19 protein-coding genes are annotated in these 16,354 nt (G+C 36.8%); 18 read left to right on the forward strand and 1 reads right to left on the reverse strand.

Going from position 1 to position 16,354, the window contains the following annotated elements:
• Positions 1-26: 26 nt before the first annotated feature.
• The 17 genes from BAQ48_RS23750 to BAQ48_RS23830 all read left to right on the forward strand — a co-directional run bounded on the left by BAQ48_RS23750 (position 27) and on the right by BAQ48_RS23830 (position 15,445).
• Entirely contained in the window at positions 27-1,127 is a 1,101-nt protein-coding gene (locus BAQ48_RS23750) for a leucine dehydrogenase (protein WP_000171361.1), read from the forward strand.
• Positions 1,128-1,214: 87 nt separating this feature from the next.
• Positions 1,215-2,318 (forward strand): butyrate kinase, encoded by a 1,104-nt coding sequence (gene buk, locus BAQ48_RS23755; RefSeq protein WP_000115778.1) that lies wholly within the window; start codon positions 1,215-1,217, stop codon positions 2,316-2,318.
• A gap of 4 nt (positions 2,319-2,322) precedes the next feature.
• Positions 2,323-3,744: a dihydrolipoyl dehydrogenase gene (lpdA, locus tag BAQ48_RS23760; RefSeq protein ID WP_000090438.1), complete on the forward strand. Its 1,422-nt coding sequence runs from the start codon at positions 2,323-2,325 to the stop codon at positions 3,742-3,744.
• A 27-nt stretch (positions 3,745-3,771) separates the two neighbouring features.
• Positions 3,772-4,773: a 3-methyl-2-oxobutanoate dehydrogenase subunit alpha gene (bfmBAA, locus tag BAQ48_RS23765; RefSeq protein WP_000852551.1), complete on the forward strand. Its 1,002-nt coding sequence runs from the start codon at positions 3,772-3,774 to the stop codon at positions 4,771-4,773.
• A 13-nt stretch (positions 4,774-4,786) separates the two neighbouring features.
• Positions 4,787-5,770, forward strand: a complete 984-nt coding sequence (bfmBAB, locus tag BAQ48_RS23770; protein ID WP_000290071.1) for a 3-methyl-2-oxobutanoate dehydrogenase subunit beta — start codon at positions 4,787-4,789, stop codon at positions 5,768-5,770.
• Positions 5,771-5,785: 15 nt separating this feature from the next.
• Positions 5,786-7,102 carry a dihydrolipoamide acetyltransferase family protein gene (locus BAQ48_RS23775; protein ID WP_071713049.1) on the forward strand — a complete coding sequence of 439 codons (1,317 nt, stop codon included), beginning with the start codon at positions 5,786-5,788 and terminating at the stop codon, positions 7,100-7,102.
• 342 nt (positions 7,103-7,444) lie between these two features.
• Positions 7,445-8,623: an FtsW/RodA/SpoVE family cell cycle protein gene (locus BAQ48_RS23780; RefSeq protein ID WP_071713050.1), complete on the forward strand. Its 1,179-nt coding sequence runs from the start codon at positions 7,445-7,447 to the stop codon at positions 8,621-8,623.
• 107 nt (positions 8,624-8,730) lie between these two features.
• Positions 8,731-9,435 carry a DUF421 domain-containing protein gene (locus BAQ48_RS23785; protein ID WP_071713051.1) on the forward strand — a complete coding sequence of 235 codons (705 nt, stop codon included), beginning with the start codon at positions 8,731-8,733 and terminating at the stop codon, positions 9,433-9,435.
• A gap of 69 nt (positions 9,436-9,504) precedes the next feature.
• On the forward strand, positions 9,505-9,969 hold the full coding sequence (locus tag BAQ48_RS23790) for an NUDIX hydrolase (protein ID WP_071713052.1): 465 nt from the start codon (positions 9,505-9,507) through the stop codon (positions 9,967-9,969).
• Between the two features lie 121 nt (positions 9,970-10,090).
• Complete coding sequence (locus BAQ48_RS23795; RefSeq protein WP_071713053.1) at positions 10,091-10,498, forward strand: YjdF family protein; 408 nt, start codon at positions 10,091-10,093, stop codon at positions 10,496-10,498.
• Positions 10,499-10,641: 143 nt separating this feature from the next.
• Positions 10,642-11,055: a BrxA/BrxB family bacilliredoxin gene (locus tag BAQ48_RS23800; protein WP_001979317.1), complete on the forward strand. Its 414-nt coding sequence runs from the start codon at positions 10,642-10,644 to the stop codon at positions 11,053-11,055.
• 249 nt (positions 11,056-11,304) lie between these two features.
• The gene (locus BAQ48_RS23805) at positions 11,305-12,084 is read left to right on the forward strand and encodes a transporter substrate-binding domain-containing protein (protein ID WP_071713054.1); all 780 of its coding nucleotides are present in this window, start codon (positions 11,305-11,307) and stop codon (positions 12,082-12,084) included.
• Positions 12,085-12,120: 36 nt separating this feature from the next.
• Positions 12,121-12,780: an amino acid ABC transporter permease gene (locus tag BAQ48_RS23810; RefSeq protein ID WP_001046917.1), complete on the forward strand. Its 660-nt coding sequence runs from the start codon at positions 12,121-12,123 to the stop codon at positions 12,778-12,780.
• Entirely contained in the window at positions 12,773-13,495 is a 723-nt protein-coding gene (locus BAQ48_RS23815; RefSeq protein ID WP_071713055.1) for an amino acid ABC transporter ATP-binding protein, read from the forward strand. The genes BAQ48_RS23810 and BAQ48_RS23815 overlap by 8 nt, the downstream gene beginning before the upstream one ends.
• A gap of 100 nt (positions 13,496-13,595) precedes the next feature.
• On the forward strand, positions 13,596-14,564 hold the full coding sequence (locus BAQ48_RS23820; RefSeq protein ID WP_071713056.1) for an aromatic acid exporter family protein: 969 nt from the start codon (positions 13,596-13,598) through the stop codon (positions 14,562-14,564).
• Positions 14,565-14,580: 16 nt separating this feature from the next.
• On the forward strand, positions 14,581-15,141 hold the full coding sequence (locus BAQ48_RS23825) for a L,D-transpeptidase (RefSeq protein ID WP_071713057.1): 561 nt from the start codon (positions 14,581-14,583) through the stop codon (positions 15,139-15,141).
• A 64-nt stretch (positions 15,142-15,205) separates the two neighbouring features.
• A complete protein-coding gene (locus BAQ48_RS23830; RefSeq protein ID WP_000281157.1) occupies positions 15,206-15,445 on the forward strand; it encodes a DUF3894 domain-containing protein in 240 nt (79 codons plus the stop codon).
• A gap of 72 nt (positions 15,446-15,517) precedes the next feature.
• Here BAQ48_RS23830 and prli42 read toward each other — a convergent pair whose 3' ends face one another.
• Positions 15,518-15,610: a stressosome-associated protein Prli42 gene (prli42, locus tag BAQ48_RS28050; RefSeq protein WP_000549142.1), complete on the reverse strand. Its 93-nt coding sequence runs from the start codon at positions 15,608-15,610 to the stop codon at positions 15,518-15,520.
• 189 nt (positions 15,611-15,799) lie between these two features.
• Here prli42 and BAQ48_RS23835 point away from each other — a divergent pair, with 189 nt between their 5' ends.
• A complete protein-coding gene (locus tag BAQ48_RS23835; protein WP_071713058.1) occupies positions 15,800-16,345 on the forward strand; it encodes a GNAT family N-acetyltransferase in 546 nt (181 codons plus the stop codon).
• Positions 16,346-16,354 lie beyond the last annotated feature (9 nt).

Raw genomic sequence — 16,354 nt, forward strand, 5'->3', positions numbered from 1 at the left:
GGGTAAAACATTAGGGGGAAACGACAATGACATTAGAAATCTTCGAATACTTAGAAAAATATGATTATGAGCAAGTGGTATTTTGTCAAGATAAAGAATCTGGTTTAAAAGCAATTATTGCAATTCATGATACAACTCTTGGACCAGCTCTTGGTGGAACAAGAATGTGGACATATGATTCTGAAGAAGCGGCGATTGAAGATGCATTGCGTCTTGCAAAAGGGATGACATACAAAAACGCAGCAGCTGGTCTAAACTTAGGTGGTGCGAAAACAGTAATTATCGGTGATCCACGTAAAGATAAGAGCGAAGCGATGTTCCGTGCATTAGGACGTTACATTCAAGGACTAAACGGACGTTACATTACAGCTGAAGATGTTGGTACAACTGTAGATGATATGGATATTATCCATGAAGAAACTGACTTTGTAACAGGTATTTCACCATCATTCGGTTCTTCTGGTAACCCATCTCCAGTAACTGCATACGGTGTTTATCGTGGTATGAAAGCAGCTGCGAAAGAAGCTTTCGGTACTGATAATTTAGAAGGAAAAGTAATTGCTGTTCAAGGTGTTGGTAACGTAGCATATCACCTATGCAAACATTTACACGCTGAAGGAGCTAAACTAATCGTTACAGATATTAACAAAGAAGCTGTACAACGTGCAGTAGAAGAATTCGGTGCAACAGCTGTTGAACCAAATGAAATTTACGCTGTTGAATGTGATATTTACGCACCATGTGCATTAGGTGCAACAGTTAACGATGAAACTATTCCACAACTTAAAGCAAAAGTAATCGCAGGTTCTGCAAATAACCAATTAAAAGAAGATCGTCACGGCGACATCATTCATGAAATGGGTATTGTATACGCACCAGATTATGTTATTAACGCAGGTGGCGTAATTAACGTAGCAGATGAATTATATGGATACAATAGAGAACGTGCATTAAAGCGTGTTGAGTCTATTTATGACACAATTGCAAAAGTAATCGAAATTTCAAAACGCGATGGCATTGCAACTTATGTAGCAGCAGATCGTTTAGCTGAAGAGCGCATCGCAAGCTTGAAAAACACTCGTAGCACATACTTACGCAACGGTCACGACATTATTAGCCGTCGCTAATCATTCATATATAACTTTTACAAAAGGTGTGGTTACCTCTTATGAGGTTTCCACTTCCTTTTGAATTTATTAGTGGAGGTAGCAACATTGTCTGTAAATCGAATTCTTGTTATTAACCCAGGTAGTACATCCACAAAAATTGGTGTTTTTGATAATGAAAGACCTGTTCTAGAAGAAACGATTCGTCATGACGTAGAACAGATTGGAAAATATAAGCGAATTATCGACCAATATGAGTTTCGTAAAGAAACGATTTTAGAAGTTCTACATTCTCACGGTATTAACATTTCAAAATTAAATGCTGTTTGTGGACGCGGTGGATTACTTCGTCCAATCGAAGGCGGTACGTATACAGTAAACGATGCGATGTTAGAAGATTTAAAAAATGGGTTTAGTGGTCATCACGCTTCAAACCTCGGAGGCATTTTAGCCTATGAAATTGCTTCTGGATTAAATATTCCTGCATTCATTGTGGATCCTGTCGTTGTAGATGAGATGGAGCCGATTGCTCGTATAAGTGGTATTGCTGGTATGGAACGCAAAAGTATTTTCCATGCATTAAATCAAAAAGCAGTTGCTCGTAAAGTAGCTGATCAATTAAATCACAAATACGAAGATTTAAATTTATTAGTTACACATATGGGCGGCGGTATTACAGTTGGTGCTCATAAAAAAGGAAAAGTTATCGATGTAAATAATGGTTTAAACGGAGAAGGACCATTTAGCCCAGAGCGTGCTGGTACAGTACCAGTAGGACAACTAGTTGAAATGTGTTTCTCTGGTGAGTATTACCGAGACGAAATGGTGAAACAGCTTGTCGGACAAGGTGGACTTGTAAGTCTAATCGGTACAAATGATGCGATTAAAGTAGAACAAATGGTTGAAAAAGGTGATCCTGAAGCAACTCTTATTTATAAAGCAATGGCATATCAAGTTGCAAAAGAAATTGGCGGAGCTAGTGCTGTGCTTCACGGGAAAATCGATGCAATCGTATTAACTGGTGGACTTGCGTACAGTAAAATTCTTGTTGATGAAATAAAAGAACGAGTGGACTGGATTGCAGATGTTATCGTACATCCAGGGGAAGATGAGTTAGAAGCGTTAGCAGAAGGAGCACTTCGTGTATTACGTGAAGAAGAAGCGGCGAAAGAGTATGTTGTAAGAGAAAAACAAACAGTAGCTAGGGGTTGAGATAATGGCAAGAGAATATGATTTAGTCATCGTTGGCGGCGGTACTGGTGGATATGTTGCTGCTATTCGTGCATCACAACTAGGTTTAAAAACTGCACTTGTTGAAAAAGAAAATCTTGGTGGTACTTGTTTACACAAAGGATGTATTCCTAGTAAAGCCCTTTTACGTAGTGCGGAAGTATATGCAACGGCTAAAAAAAGCGAAGAGTTCGGAGTTATTGCAAGTAATGTAGAACTAAACTTTGCGAAAGTACAAGAGCGTAAAGAGAAGATTGTAACGCAGCTTCATAAAGGCGTTCAACATTTAATGAAACAAGGTAAAATTGATGTGTTTGAAGGTATTGGCCGTATTCTTGGCCCATCTATTTTCTCTCCGATGCCAGGGACAATTTCAGTTGAACTTGCAAGTGGAGAAGAGAATGAAATGTTAATTCCAAAAAATGTACTTGTTGCAACAGGTTCTCGTCCAAATTCATTACCAGGTTTAGAGTTAGACGGAGAGTACGTAATGTCTTCAGATCATGCCCTAAAAATGGAAACGCTTCCTAGCTCGATCATTATCGTTGGTGGCGGTGTAATCGGTATTGAGTGGGCATCTATGCTTGCTGACTTCGGTGTAGAAGTTACAGTATTAGAGTATGCGAAAACGATACTACCACTAGAAGATCAAGACGTTTCAAAAGAAATGCAACGTCTATTCAAGAAAAAAGGTATTAAAGTGGTAACTGGTGCAAAAGTATTACCAGAAACATTGGTAAAAGATAATGGAGTAACAATTCAAGCTGAACATAACGGTGAGAATAAAGAATTTAAAGCAGAAAAAATGCTTGTATCTGTAGGACGACAAGCGAATACGCAAAATATTGGTTTAGAGAATACGGATATCGTTGTGGAAAAAGGATACATTCAAACAAATGAGTTTTATCAAACGAAAGAATCTCACATTTACGCAATCGGTGATGTAATCGGTGGCTTACAGCTTGCTCACGTTGCTTCTCATGAAGGAATTGTTGCAGTAGAACATATTGCTGGTAAAGAAGTTACACCAATTGATTATTCTATGGTATCAAAATGCGTATATAGCAGTCCGGAAGTTGCTTCTGTCGGTTTAACAGAACAAGAAGCGAAAGAAAAAGGCTATAAGTTAAAAGTAGGTAAGTTCTCATTCCGCGCAATCGGAAAAGCACTTGTATACGGAGAATCAGATGGATTTGTAAAACTTGTAGTTGATGAAGAAACAAATGATATTCTTGGTGTTCATATGATTGGACCACATGTAACAGATATGATTTCTGAAGCTGGTCTTGCAAGAGTACTTGATGCAACACCTTGGGAAGTAGCACATACAATTCATCCGCATCCATCATTATCTGAGGCGATTGGTGAAGCAGCATTAGCTGTAGATGGAAAAGCGTTGCACGCATAAAAATGTGGATTTAGGAGGTTATGAAAAATGGCAGAAGTAAAAGAAAAGCGCCATGAAGAGCTTGGCTTAAGTGATGAGCAAGTATTAGAAATGTTCCGTACGATGTTACTTGCACGTAAAATTGACGAACGTATGTGGTTATTAAACCGTGCTGGTAAAATTCCATTCGTAATTTCTTGTCAAGGACAAGAGGCTGCGCAAGTTGGAGCGGCGTTCGCTCTTGATAGAGAAAAAGATTATGCATTACCATACTACCGTGATATGGGTGTTGTATTAGCGTTTGGTATGACAGCTAAAGAGCTTATGTTGTCTGCTTTCGCGAAAGCTGGAGATCCGAACTCTGGTGGTCGTCAAATGCCTGGTCACTTCGGTCAAAAGAAAAATCGTATTGTTACAGGTTCATCTCCAGTAACAACACAAGTACCACATGCAGTTGGTATTGCACTAGCTGGAAAAATGGAGAAGAAAGATTTAGTAACGTTCGTTACATTTGGAGAAGGTTCTTCAAACCAAGGTGATTTCCACGAAGGTGCAAACTTTGCTGGTGTACACAAACTACCTGTTATTTTCATGTGTGAAAATAATAAATACGCAATCTCTATTCCGGTTGAAAAACAATTAGCATGTAAAAACGTATCAGATCGTGCAATTGGTTACGGTATGCCTGGATATACAATAGACGGAAATGATCCGCTTGCAGTATATAAAGCTGTAAAAGAAGCAGCAGACCGCGGCCGTCGTGGTGAAGGTCCAACTTTAATTGAAACAGTATCATATCGTTTAACAGCACACTCTAGTGACGACGATGATCGTGTTTATCGTGATAAAGAAGAAGTTGAAGAAGCAAAGAAAAAAGATTCAATTATAACATTTGCAGCTTATTTAAAAGAAGCTGGCGTGTTAACTGAGGAATCTGAAAAACAAATGTTAGACGAAATTATGCATATCGTAAATGAAGCAACAGAATATGCAGAAAATGCTCCGTATGCAGCACCTGAAGATGCATTGAAGCACGTATACGCAGAATAGGGGGGAACGTTTCATGGCTGTAATGTCTTATATTGATGCTATTACATTAGCAATGCGCGAAGAAATGGAACGCGATGAGAAAGTATTCGTTTTAGGAGAAGATGTTGGTAAAAAAGGTGGCGTATTTAAAGCGACACACGGTTTATATGATCAATTTGGTGAAGATCGTGCGCTTGATGCACCACTTGCAGAATCTGCAATTGCTGGGGTAGCAATTGGTGCGGCAATGTATGGTATGCGTCCAATCGCTGAAATGCAGTTTGCTGATTTCATCATGCCAGCAGTAAACCAAATTGTTTCTGAGGCAGCAAAAATCCGTTATCGTTCTAATAACGATTGGACTTGTCCAGTTACAATTCGTGCGCCATTTGGCGGCGGAGTTCACGGTGCGTTGTATCATTCACAATCTGTGGAAGCGATGTTTGCAAACCAACCAGGTTTAAAAATTGTTATCCCTTCTACACCATATGATGCAAAAGGCTTATTAAAAGCAGCAATTCGTGATGAAGATCCAGTATTATTCTTCGAACATAAACGTGCATATCGCTTAATTAAAGGTGAAGTGCCAGAAGATGACTATGTATTACCAATCGGAAAAGCAGATGTAAAACGTGAAGGTGATGATATTACTGTTATCACGTACGGATTATGTGTTCACTTTGCTCTTCAAGCAGCTGAGAAGTTAGCGCAAGATGGCATCTCTGCACACATTCTTGATTTACGTACTGTATATCCATTAGATAAAGAAGCAATCATTGAAGCTGCTTCAAAAACTGGTAAAGTTCTTCTTGTAACAGAAGATAATAAAGAAGGAAGTATTATGAGTGAAGTGGCAGCTATTATCGCTGAAAATTGCCTGTTTGATTTAGATGCACCAATCGCACGTCTTGCAGGTCCAGACGTTCCAGCAATGCCATATGCACCAACAATGGAAAAATTCTTTATGGTAAATCCAGATAAAGTTGAAAAAGCAATGCGTGAACTTGCGGAATTTTAATCGGGGGGACTATACATGGCTGTAGAAAATATTACAATGCCTCAGCTCGGGGAGAGCGTTACAGAGGGTACAATTAGCAAATGGCTCGTTAATGTTGGCGATCACGTAAATAAATATGATCCGCTTGCAGAAGTAATGACTGATAAAGTAAATGCAGAAGTACCATCTTCTTTCACTGGCATTGTGAAAGAGCTAATCGCTGGTGAAGGTGATACATTAGCTGTAGGTGAGGTTGTTTGTGTCATTCAAGTAGAAGGCGCAGATGAAGTAGCTGCAACAGCTGTAGAGGAAAAAACGAAAGAAGAACCAAAGGCCGAAGTAACTACTGCTGAGAAAGCACCGAAAGCGAAACAACCAACTGATGGAAAACCACGTTTTTCACCAGCTGTGTTAAAACTTGCGGGTGAGCATAATGTTGACTTAGATCTAGTAGAAGGTACAGGATCAAATGGTCGTATTACTCGTAAAGATATTTTAAAACTAGTGGAATCTGGAAATATTCCGCAAGCAGGTGCGAAAAAAGAGGAAGCTGTAGCAGCAGTAGTAGAAGTGCGTCCAGAAGCACCAAAAGCAGCGCCGGTAGCACAAAAAGTAGAAGCTGCGAAACCAGTTTCTGTACCGACAATGCCTGGAGATATCGAAATTCCAGTAACAGGTGTGCGTAAAGCAATTGCAGCGAACATGTTACGTAGTAAGCACGAGGCGCCTCATGCTTGGATGATGATTGAAGTAGATGTGACAAACCTTGTGTCATACCGTAATTCAATTAAAGGCGATTTCAAGAAGCGTGAAGGATTTAACTTAACATTCTTTGCTTTCTTCGTAAAAGCAGTAGCACAAGCATTAAAAGAGTATCCTCAAATTAACTCAATGTGGGCTGGCGATAAAATCGTTCAGAAGAAAGATATTAACCTTTCTATCGCTGTTGCAACAGAGGATGAACTATTTGTACCAGTAATTAAGCAAGCAGACGAGAAAACGATTAAAGGTATCGCTCGTGAAATTACAGAACTTGCAGGAAAAGTACGCACGAAATCGTTAAAAGCGGACGAAATGCAAGGCGGAACATTTACAATTAATAACACAGGATCATTTGGTTCTGTTCAATCTATGGGTATTATTAATTATCCACAAGCGGCTATTTTACAAGTTGAATCAATTGTAAAACGACCAGTAATTATGGATAACGGTATGTTCGGTGCTCGTGACATGGTTAACTTATGTTTATCACTTGATCACCGCGTACTTGATGGCTTAATTTGTGGTAAGTTCTTAGGACGTGTAAAAGAAATTTTAGAAAACACGTCAGAAAATAATACATCTGTATATTAATAAAAAGCTCGCTTATGCGAGCTTTTTATTATCTTATTTTTTCTTCTTTTACTCCTACTATATGTACAACACTTTTCCCAGTAATCTTACAATGGACGATTATGTATTAGGAATTTACGAAAATACATTGCTGATATATGGTATATGGATATAAAATAAAAAAAGAATAATTTTTTTGGCAAATCTTACTGACGAAACTGTAGTATAATATATTGTATTGTATGAAAAAGAGAGTTATTCTATATAAGTGTTTTATAGATAATGTGTAATCAGTCGTCAAAACATGAAGAGTATTGACTCCTGGTTTTTTATTTTGCCGTAACAATGTTTCAGGAGGATGTCATGAAAAGAAGTACCGAGTTTCTAAAAAGTTTAGATGTAAAATTAATTTTAATTTTGTTTGCATTTTGTGTTATAAGTATAACTGCTATATATAGCAGTCAGCAAACCGGACAATATGGAGATGCAAACTTTGCTATGAAACAAGGTGTCAACTACATAATCGGGGTTGTATTGTTACTTCTTGTTGCAAGCATTGATTTAGATCAATTGCAAAAATTGTCTTGGCCGCTTTATATTGCTGGATTTGGCTCACTTATTCTTTTGAAAATACTACCGGTTTCCAGTTTTACACCTGAAAAATTAGGTGCAAAAAGATGGTTTGTTTTTCCTGTATTTGGACAAATCCAACCGTCTGAGTTTTTCAAAATTTCGTTGCTTCTCATAGTAGCAAGTATAGCAGTGAAACATAATGCGCAGTATATGGCGAGGACATTCCAGACGGATTTAAAACTAGTAGGTAAAATTATGCTAGTATCTCTCCCGCCTATGGCCGTTGTATATAGCCAACCAGATACAGGTATGGTGTTCTTATATGCTGCTGCTATTGCATGTATTTTATTTATGTCAGGTATTCAGAAAAAATTGATAGCATTATGTACAGTTATTCCGGTGACCATATTAACCACCTTAATATTTATTTACGTAAGGTATGAGGATTTCTTCTTTAATAATTTAGTTACGTTATTAAAGCCTCACCAACAATCACGGATTTTAGGTTGGTTAGATCCATTTGAACATACAGACCAAGGTTATCAAACGCAGCAATCGATTTTAGCTGTAGGTAGCGGAGGTATGGAAGGGAAAGGATTTGGCGAAGGGAACGTCTATATCCCAGAGAAGCATACTGACTTTATTTTCGCTACAATTGCCGAAGAAGGCGGATTTATAGTAGCGGCGTTAGTTGTATTCTTGTTCCTATTACTACTATATAGAACAATTATTATCGGTTATTCTGCTGATAATTTATTCGGTACATTATTATGTGCTGGATCAATTGGAATATTAACGGTTCAAATATTCCAAAATATTGGTATGATCGTTGGATTAATGCCTGTAAAAGGTATTGCATTACCTTTCTTATCATATGGGGGAAGTTCCTTATTCTCGAATATGATTATGATGGGGCTCATATTATCGGTACGGAAAACGTATAAAAAATATATGTTTTCGGTTAAGTAAAAAAGCTGGTTCGTGTAAAAACGAACCAGCTTTTTTTACATATATGCTCTTAAACGTTGCAAACTAACACAGACTTGTAGTTTGGAATGTTTAAGGAGTGCAATGTGATGCATATGCATATTTTTGAAGGAGCACGGCACCTTTCTAATAGCGAATGGGTTGTTCGAGCTATTATAGCGTACATATTTTTAATATTAGTTGCGAAAGCGATGGGACAAAGGTCTATCGCACAACTTCGATTTTTAGATGTTGTATTAGTGTTATTGCTTGGTGGGAATATTTCTAACGCGCTATCTGATGAAAAGGTCGGATTACTCGGTTCGATGATTACAACGTTTATACTTGTTGTACTGCACATCATAAGCTCTATTTTAATGTTGAAATGGGATAGATGGAGACGTTTTTTAGAACCTGCACCTATTATTCTTATACATAATGGTTCCATTGATTTTAGTAATTTAAAAAAAGCGAGGATTACGGCAGAATATTTATTTTCAGAACTTCGTGTGCAAAATGTGAGTGATATTTCTACAATTAAATTGGCTCTATGGGAAGCGAGTGGTGTCGTTTCTATATTTCAGTATCCAGAATATGAAGCAGTTTCTCGCCTTGACCTTAAAGTGGCAGGGAAAAAGTCGCCAGTTGCTTTTATTTTAGTGAAGGATGGAAAAATCCAGCAGGACGTTCTTGCTTTATTAGGAAAAACAGAAGAGTGGGCGAAAGAATGTTTAGAGAAGAGCACGGAAATCGAATCCATTATGTTGGCTACAGTAGATGAAGCACATAAAATAAATATTTTGTTAAAAAAATGAAAAAGATACGCATTTTGTCGTTTTATACATATGATACAATAGTGTGGACAACGAAAAAGGAGGGATACGATGGGATATGTAGAAGAATTACGAAAAATAGTTGGTCATCGCCCTTTAATTTTAGTTGGTGCTGTTGTACTCGTTATAAATGAAAATGGAGATGTTTTATTGCAGCAAAGAACAGAGCCGTATGGAAAATGGGGACTGCCTGGTGGGTTAATGGAGCTAGGCGAATCACCAGAAGAAACAGCGTACCGTGAAGTATATGAAGAGACAGGAATAGAAGTGAAGAACCTGCGACTAATCAATGTATTTTCTGGAGCGAACTACTTTACAAAATTAGCGAATGGTGATGAATTTCAATCTGTAACGACAGCCTATTATACGGATGAATACGAAGGAGATTTTGTTATGAATAAAGAAGAAGCAGTTCAGCTTAAATTCTTCTCAGTAACAGAACTACCGGACTATATTGTAGGATCGCATAAAAAAATGATTGCTGAATATATAAAGATTATGGGAAATAAGATATAATACAATGAAAGAGATACAAAAACACAGTTCTGGTCGGTAGTCCAGACGCATGATTACATGTCAGTAACCTTCCCCTCCGGGATGTCCAGTATTTCTAATTTTTTTTAAGGAGGGGCTGTCAATGGATTTGACAGTATATCACGATGGTCAATTTTTCGTAGGAATTATTACGCATAAAGAAAAAGGGAAATTGTATGGAGCACGGTATATTTTTGGAATGGAACCTTCAGATGAAGAAGTACTTATATTTGTGAATGGTCCAATGTTAGCATATTTCCAGCACGTTGCAAAATGCGGTGTGGAAGTGAAAGAAACAAAGCGTCCCAAAAATATAAAACGTATCATACGACAAGCGGCAAAAGAAGTAAATGTAAAACGTTTTACTAAGGCACAAGAGGCAATTGGCTTATCTTATGAACTGCATAAACAAGAAAAGAAAGTGCGGTCTAAAGAGAAGCGAGAAGCTGAAAAACAAAGAAGACGTTTAATTAAAGTACAAAAAGCAAAGCAAAAGCATCGTGGCCATTAAGAAAAGGTGTTAGAGCAAGAGCTCTAACACCTTTTCTATACCCAAATACAAGTAAACTTACTTGTATTTCATAAACATTAACTGGTAAGATACAAATAGGTAGTTTTAGAGGAGGGAAAAGATTGATTAATTTTAACTTTTTTATGAATGATGTTGTCCGCCAAGCGCGTGAAGAGATTGTCTCTGCTGGATATACAGAATTAACGACGCCAGAAGCAGTAGAAGAAGCGTTCAAAAGAAATGGAACAACACTTGTAATGGTGAACTCTGTATGTGGTTGTGCAGGCGGTATTGCTCGTCCTGCTGCTGCGCATTCCGTACATTATGATAAACGTCCTAACCATCTTGTAACGGTGTTTGCAGGCCAAGATAAAGAAGCAACAGCAAGAGCTCGTGAATATTTCGAAGGGTATCCACCTTCATCTCCATCATTTGCTTTATTAAAAGATGGAAAAATTGTAACGATGGTAGAGCGTCATGAAATTGAAGGTCATGAACCAATGCAAGTTATTGCGAAACTACAATCGTATTTCGAAGAGAATTGCGAAGAACTATAAATAATTGAAAAGGCGCTACGCTCACAATTAAGTGGGTGTAGCGCCTTTTTTATTTAGTATTCGAAATGATAGGATATACATTGATTGGTTTATTTATGCAATATTTTATGCATAGAAAACAGTGTTTTTAATGATTTTTTATTTATTTTTATTTTATATATTGCATAAAAATAAAAGTACTGATACAATACAAACATCGAATAAATATTCTAATTAACTTTTAAATATACATCATTAGGGGGAAGAAAGATGAAGAAGTTTTTATCAATATCGTTTGCACTTATTTTAATTGTAAGTATGTTCAGTGCTTGTAGTAATGGGGAAGAAAAGGCTACTGAAAAAAATAAAAAAGTACTGGTTATGGGGACTTCAGCGGACTATAAACCATATGAATACGTGGAAGCGTCAAAAAGTGATGAAATTATCGGCTTTGATGTTGATGTTGCTAAATATATCGGAAAAGAACTTGGTTATGAAGTGAAAGTGAAAGATATGGATTTTGGTGGTTTATTAGCATCTCTTAGCTCAGGAAAAGTCGATTTCGTAATGGCAGGCATGACGCCAACTGCAGAGCGTAAAAATAATGTTGATTTCACAGATATTTATTTTGTTGCGAAAAACATGGTCGTTTCTAAAAAGGATTCTAACATTAAATCTGTAGAGGATTTAAAAGGGAAAAAAGTAGGGGTACAAACAGGGTCTATTCAAGAAGAGAAAGCAGCAGAATTTAAAAAACAAGTAGATTTCAAAGTTGAGGGACGTGACCGTATACCAGAAATCGTACAAGAAATTAAAGCTGGTCGTTTTGACGCTGCAATTATAGAAGACACAGTTGCTAAAAATTATTTAGAGAAAATGAAAGACTTACAAGGAATTGAAATTAAAGAAGCACCAGAAGAAGTTGGAGCAGCAATTGCCCTTCCGAAAAACAGTGATAAAACAGCTGAATTTAATAAAGTAATTAAAAAAATGCAAGAAAATGGAGAAATGGATAAATTAGTGAAGAAATGGTTTGGCAGCGAAAAATAAGCTGCCTTTCACTTTTCTGTGAGGGGAATGAACAGAATGAACTTAGATTTTTCGGCGATTACGCCTTCGATACCGTATATATTAAAAGGTCTAGAAGTTACTTTAAAAATTGTAGCAGTATCCGCTTTAGCGGGGTTTATTTTAGGAACGTTATTAGCACTTTGTAAAATTGCTAGAATACGAGCATTAAATATAGCGGCAGATCTGTATACATCAATTTTTCGTGGTACACCACTTGTATTGCAATTAATGATTATTTATTTCGGTGTCCCGCAAATAATTGGTTATGAAATACCAGCATTCTTGGCAGCTGTACTAGCATTTAGTTTGAATTCAGGTGCATACATGTCAGAAGTAATCCGTGCCGGCATTCAAGCGGTTGATAAAGGACAAACAGAAGCGGCGATGGCTTTAGGAATTCCATACGGAAAAATGATGCGAAATATCATTTTTCCTCAAGCTTTAAAAAATATATTACCGGCACTTGTAAACGAGTTTGCGACACTTACGAAAGAATCGGCTGTAGTAACAGTAATAGGCGCGACGGATTTAATGCGCCGTGCTTACATTGTAGGCGGTGAAACGTTTAAATATCTTGAACCATTACTTTTTGTTGGACTGATTTATTATATGTTAGTTATTATTCTTACACTAGTCGGGAAGGCAATTGAAGGGAGAATGAAGAAAAGTGATTAAAATTGAAAACCTTCATAAATCATTTGGGAAAAACGAAGTATTAAAAGGGATTACAACAACAATTGAAAAAGGGGAAGTAGTAGCAATTATCGGACCGTCTGGATCAGGAAAATCAACATTTTTACGTTGTATGAATGTGTTAGAGGCACCGACAAATGGTCACATTTGGATTGGAACGGAAGAAGTAACGAATCCGAAAACAAATATAATGCATGTTCGTGAAAATGTCGGAATGGTATTTCAGCATTTTCACCTATTTCCTCACATGACTGTATTAGAAAATATTACGTATGCGCCTATCAATGTAAAAGGGGTAGCGAAACAAGAAGCTGAAAAAAAAGCCGAAAAACTGTTAGAAAAGGTAGGATTATTAGATAAAAAAGATACGTATCCGAATCGCCTTTCAGGAGGACAAAAGCAACGTGTAGCAATTGCGAGAGCGTTAGCGATGGAACCGGAAGTTATGTTATTTGATGAACCGACATCAGCACTAGATCCAGAGATGGTGAAAGAAGTGTTAGAAGTTATGAAATCATTAGTTACGACAGGAATGACGATGGCGATTGTTACACATGAAATGGGATTCGCAAAAGAAGTAGCAGATCGTGTGCTCTTTTTAGATGGTGGAAAGCTTGTAGAAGATAGTGCGCCAGCAGAATTTTTTGCAGAACCGAAAAGTGAACGTGCGCAACAATTTTTACAAAAAATATTGTAATGTGTAAAGGTTAAGTGAATAATAAGCAGAAAAGGATGACATTGTGTCATCCTTTTTTTATACTAATTGTAAATACATTTATACATATAGGAGCAAACATATGTTTAAAATTGGATACCGTACAGTCAAAACAGCGCTTGGAACAGGCGCAGCGGTTTTTCTTGCCCAGTTATTAGGATTAGAATTTTATAGTTCAGCGGGTATTTTAGTTATATTATGTGTGCAAAATACGAAGCGTAAATCGCTTCAAGTATCGTTACATCGTTTTTTAGCTTGTGTGTTATCAATGGTATTCGCGTTTTGTATTTTTGAAACGATTGGTTATACACCACTTGCAATTAGTGTATTATTACTTACATTTATCCCGACTGCAGTTATGTTTAAAATTCAAGAGGGGATTGTTACGAGCTCAGTTATCGTCATGCATCTATATTCATTGAAACAAATTACATGGCTTATAGTTGGAAATGAAATTGCGATATTGACGATAGGGATTAGCGTGGCTCTATTAGTGAACATGTATATGCCAAGCAGTGAAAATAAGCTAAGGGAGTATCAGGACATAATAGAAAGTAATTTTAAAACGATTTTGTTTGAAATGGTTGTGTATTTACGAAATCGAGAAAGTAGTTGGAGCGGAGCAGAACTCATCGAAACCGAGAACATGTTAAATGAAGCAACCGATTTATCGTTTAAGAAACTTGAGAATGCATTTATGCGAGAAGATGACTATTACTATCGTTATTTTAATATGCGTATGCAACAATTCGAAATTTTAGAGCGAATGATACCATTAGCAGCTTCTTTATCATGGACATATGAACAAGCTGATATGATTGCCGATGTTGTTGAAAACATTGGGAATGCGATTAGCCCTGAAAGTACGGGAGTTATTTCCTTAAGGCAGCTTCAAGAAATGAGAGAGCTATTTAGAGAAATGCCGTTACCAGTCACGCGTGAGGAATTTGAAATACGCGCAAAACTTGTTCAACTTGTATATGAAATGGAGCAATATTTACTCATTAAAAGTCGTTTTAAGGGAAAGGATAATATAAAAGAACTTATATAGAAGGTAGGAATTATTTATGCCGTATCTTCTCTCTTTCATATTATGCCTATCTTTATCTCCGATTTGGCCTCTTGGTGATAATCCACGTGCCGGGGACCCTTTCATTATTGTAAATAAAGCGACGAATAAATTAGCTTATATTGATGACGGTAAGATTCAGAAAGTTTTTCCAGTTGCTACGGGAAAAACGAATGAATTAACACCAGAAGGAACTTTTGATATTGTAATGAAAGCGAAGGATCCATATTACATTGCGAAAGATATTCCAGGTGGCTCGCCAAAAAATCCACTTGGATCAAGGTGGATGGGGTTTAATGCAAGAGGTACTGATGGGAGTAAATATGGAATACATGGAACAAACCAGCCCAGCTCAATTGGAAAGTATATTTCACAAGGATGTATAAGAATGAAGAAAAACGATGTGGAATATTTGTTTGATCGTATTCCAATTGGAGCGAAAGTGTGGATTGTGAAATCGAAAAAATCATTTCAGCAATTGGCTAAAGAAAAAGGAGCCATTGCATATGAAAAAGCTAACGAAAAGGTTGGCTTTTTCTTTTGCATTAAGTTGTCTTGACATGTGTACATAACCATGCGTTAATGAAGATATAGAAAGATAAAAAAGAAAAGGGGTTGCTCATATGTACTTGAATCCAAAAATTTCGTATATGCAGTTTTTTATTGGTTTTCTATTTGTGATTACATTCATATTGGCAACTTTTAATATATGTTCTTACCTTGTAGCAATTATATTGATGGCACTGCTTAACCTTACATTTGTTATTGGGGCGTTTCAGCAGAAACAGTATACAAGCTTTGTAATAGCATTAGTAATGTCATTTTCCTTTAGTATTGTAGCAATTGTGATTTATACAAAATAAACCATCTCGATTTCGAGATGGTTTATTTTGTCATATATGAAAAGTAAAAAAAGGACGAACATATCGTCCTTTTTACCAAAACATACTCGCGCCAGCAAGTAATGTTGTTACCAGCATAGAAATTAGCATTAAATAAATCATAATTTTTTGAGTTTTTTTATGCATCATTATACCTCCTTGCAAATCAGTACAATATCATTGTAACGAGAAATGATATTGTGGACAAGAGGAGAGAAAGGACAAAATTCGGGAAGGGGTTGCAACATATAACAGGAAATTCGCGTATGCACAGAGAATATATTAAAAGAATAGATGGTTAATGTTTTGTTATGCAAGCTGAAGAATGGAGATACGATGATGAAAATATATGATACAGATCGTTTACATTTAAGGGAAATTGATGAGTCGTATGCGGAAAAAGTTCTTCAATATTACGACAGAAATCGTGAATTTTTAAAAGCGTGGGAAGAGTATAGACCAGAGGGTTTTTTTACATTAGATTATCAAAAGAAAAGGTTACAAAAGGATAGAAAAGAGTTTGCAGAAGGAAAGATTATTAGGCTATGGATTTTTAAAAAGGGTGACGATACGAAAATAATTGGTTGTATTTCATTTAATTTAATCGTGCGTGGTATTTATCAATCTTGTGTACTCAGTTACAAATTAGATAAAGCAGAGTTGAATAAAGGCTATACGACAGAAGCGCTTAGAAAAGCCATTCAAGTTGCTTTTGAGGAATCGCAGTTACATCGTATAGAAGCGCCGATTATGCCACGTAATTTAGCATCTATACAAGTAGTGACGAAGATAGGCTTTCAATATGAAGGAGTATCTAGGAAGATGTTAATGGTAAATGGCGTGTGGGAAGATCATATGCGCTGGGTATTGTTAAATGAGTAATAGAAAGCA

It is taken from the genome of Bacillus luti, from assembly GCF_001884105.1.
Lineage (GTDB): Bacteria > Bacillota > Bacilli > Bacillales > Bacillaceae_G > Bacillus_A > Bacillus_A luti.

Coding starts and splice junctions, on each gene's coding strand:
- prli42 (WP_000549142.1), bottom strand. CDS start 15,610: ATGCATAAAAAAACTCAAAAAATTATGATTTATTTAATGCTAATTTCT.
- BAQ48_RS23800 (WP_001979317.1), top strand. CDS start 10,642: ATGAATGATGTTGTCCGCCAAGCGCGTGAAGAGATTGTCTCTGCTGGA.
- lpdA (WP_000090438.1), top strand. CDS start 2,323: ATGGCAAGAGAATATGATTTAGTCATCGTTGGCGGCGGTACTGGTGGA.
- BAQ48_RS23750 (WP_000171361.1), top strand. CDS start 27: ATGACATTAGAAATCTTCGAATACTTAGAAAAATATGATTATGAGCAA.
- BAQ48_RS23830 (WP_000281157.1), top strand. CDS start 15,206: ATGTACTTGAATCCAAAAATTTCGTATATGCAGTTTTTTATTGGTTTT.
- BAQ48_RS23795 (WP_071713053.1), top strand. CDS start 10,091: ATGGATTTGACAGTATATCACGATGGTCAATTTTTCGTAGGAATTATT.
- BAQ48_RS23790 (WP_071713052.1), top strand. CDS start 9,505: ATGGGATATGTAGAAGAATTACGAAAAATAGTTGGTCATCGCCCTTTA.
- BAQ48_RS23825 (WP_071713057.1), top strand. CDS start 14,581: ATGCCGTATCTTCTCTCTTTCATATTATGCCTATCTTTATCTCCGATT.
- BAQ48_RS23780 (WP_071713050.1), top strand. CDS start 7,445: ATGAAAAGAAGTACCGAGTTTCTAAAAAGTTTAGATGTAAAATTAATT.
- bfmBAB (WP_000290071.1), top strand. CDS start 4,787: ATGGCTGTAATGTCTTATATTGATGCTATTACATTAGCAATGCGCGAA.
- BAQ48_RS23785 (WP_071713051.1), top strand. CDS start 8,731: ATGCATATGCATATTTTTGAAGGAGCACGGCACCTTTCTAATAGCGAA.
- bfmBAA (WP_000852551.1), top strand. CDS start 3,772: ATGGCAGAAGTAAAAGAAAAGCGCCATGAAGAGCTTGGCTTAAGTGAT.
- BAQ48_RS23835 (WP_071713058.1), top strand. CDS start 15,800: ATGATGAAAATATATGATACAGATCGTTTACATTTAAGGGAAATTGAT.
- BAQ48_RS23820 (WP_071713056.1), top strand. CDS start 13,596: ATGTTTAAAATTGGATACCGTACAGTCAAAACAGCGCTTGGAACAGGC.
- BAQ48_RS23810 (WP_001046917.1), top strand. CDS start 12,121: ATGAACTTAGATTTTTCGGCGATTACGCCTTCGATACCGTATATATTA.
- BAQ48_RS23775 (WP_071713049.1), top strand. CDS start 5,786: ATGGCTGTAGAAAATATTACAATGCCTCAGCTCGGGGAGAGCGTTACA.
- BAQ48_RS23805 (WP_071713054.1), top strand. CDS start 11,305: ATGAAGAAGTTTTTATCAATATCGTTTGCACTTATTTTAATTGTAAGT.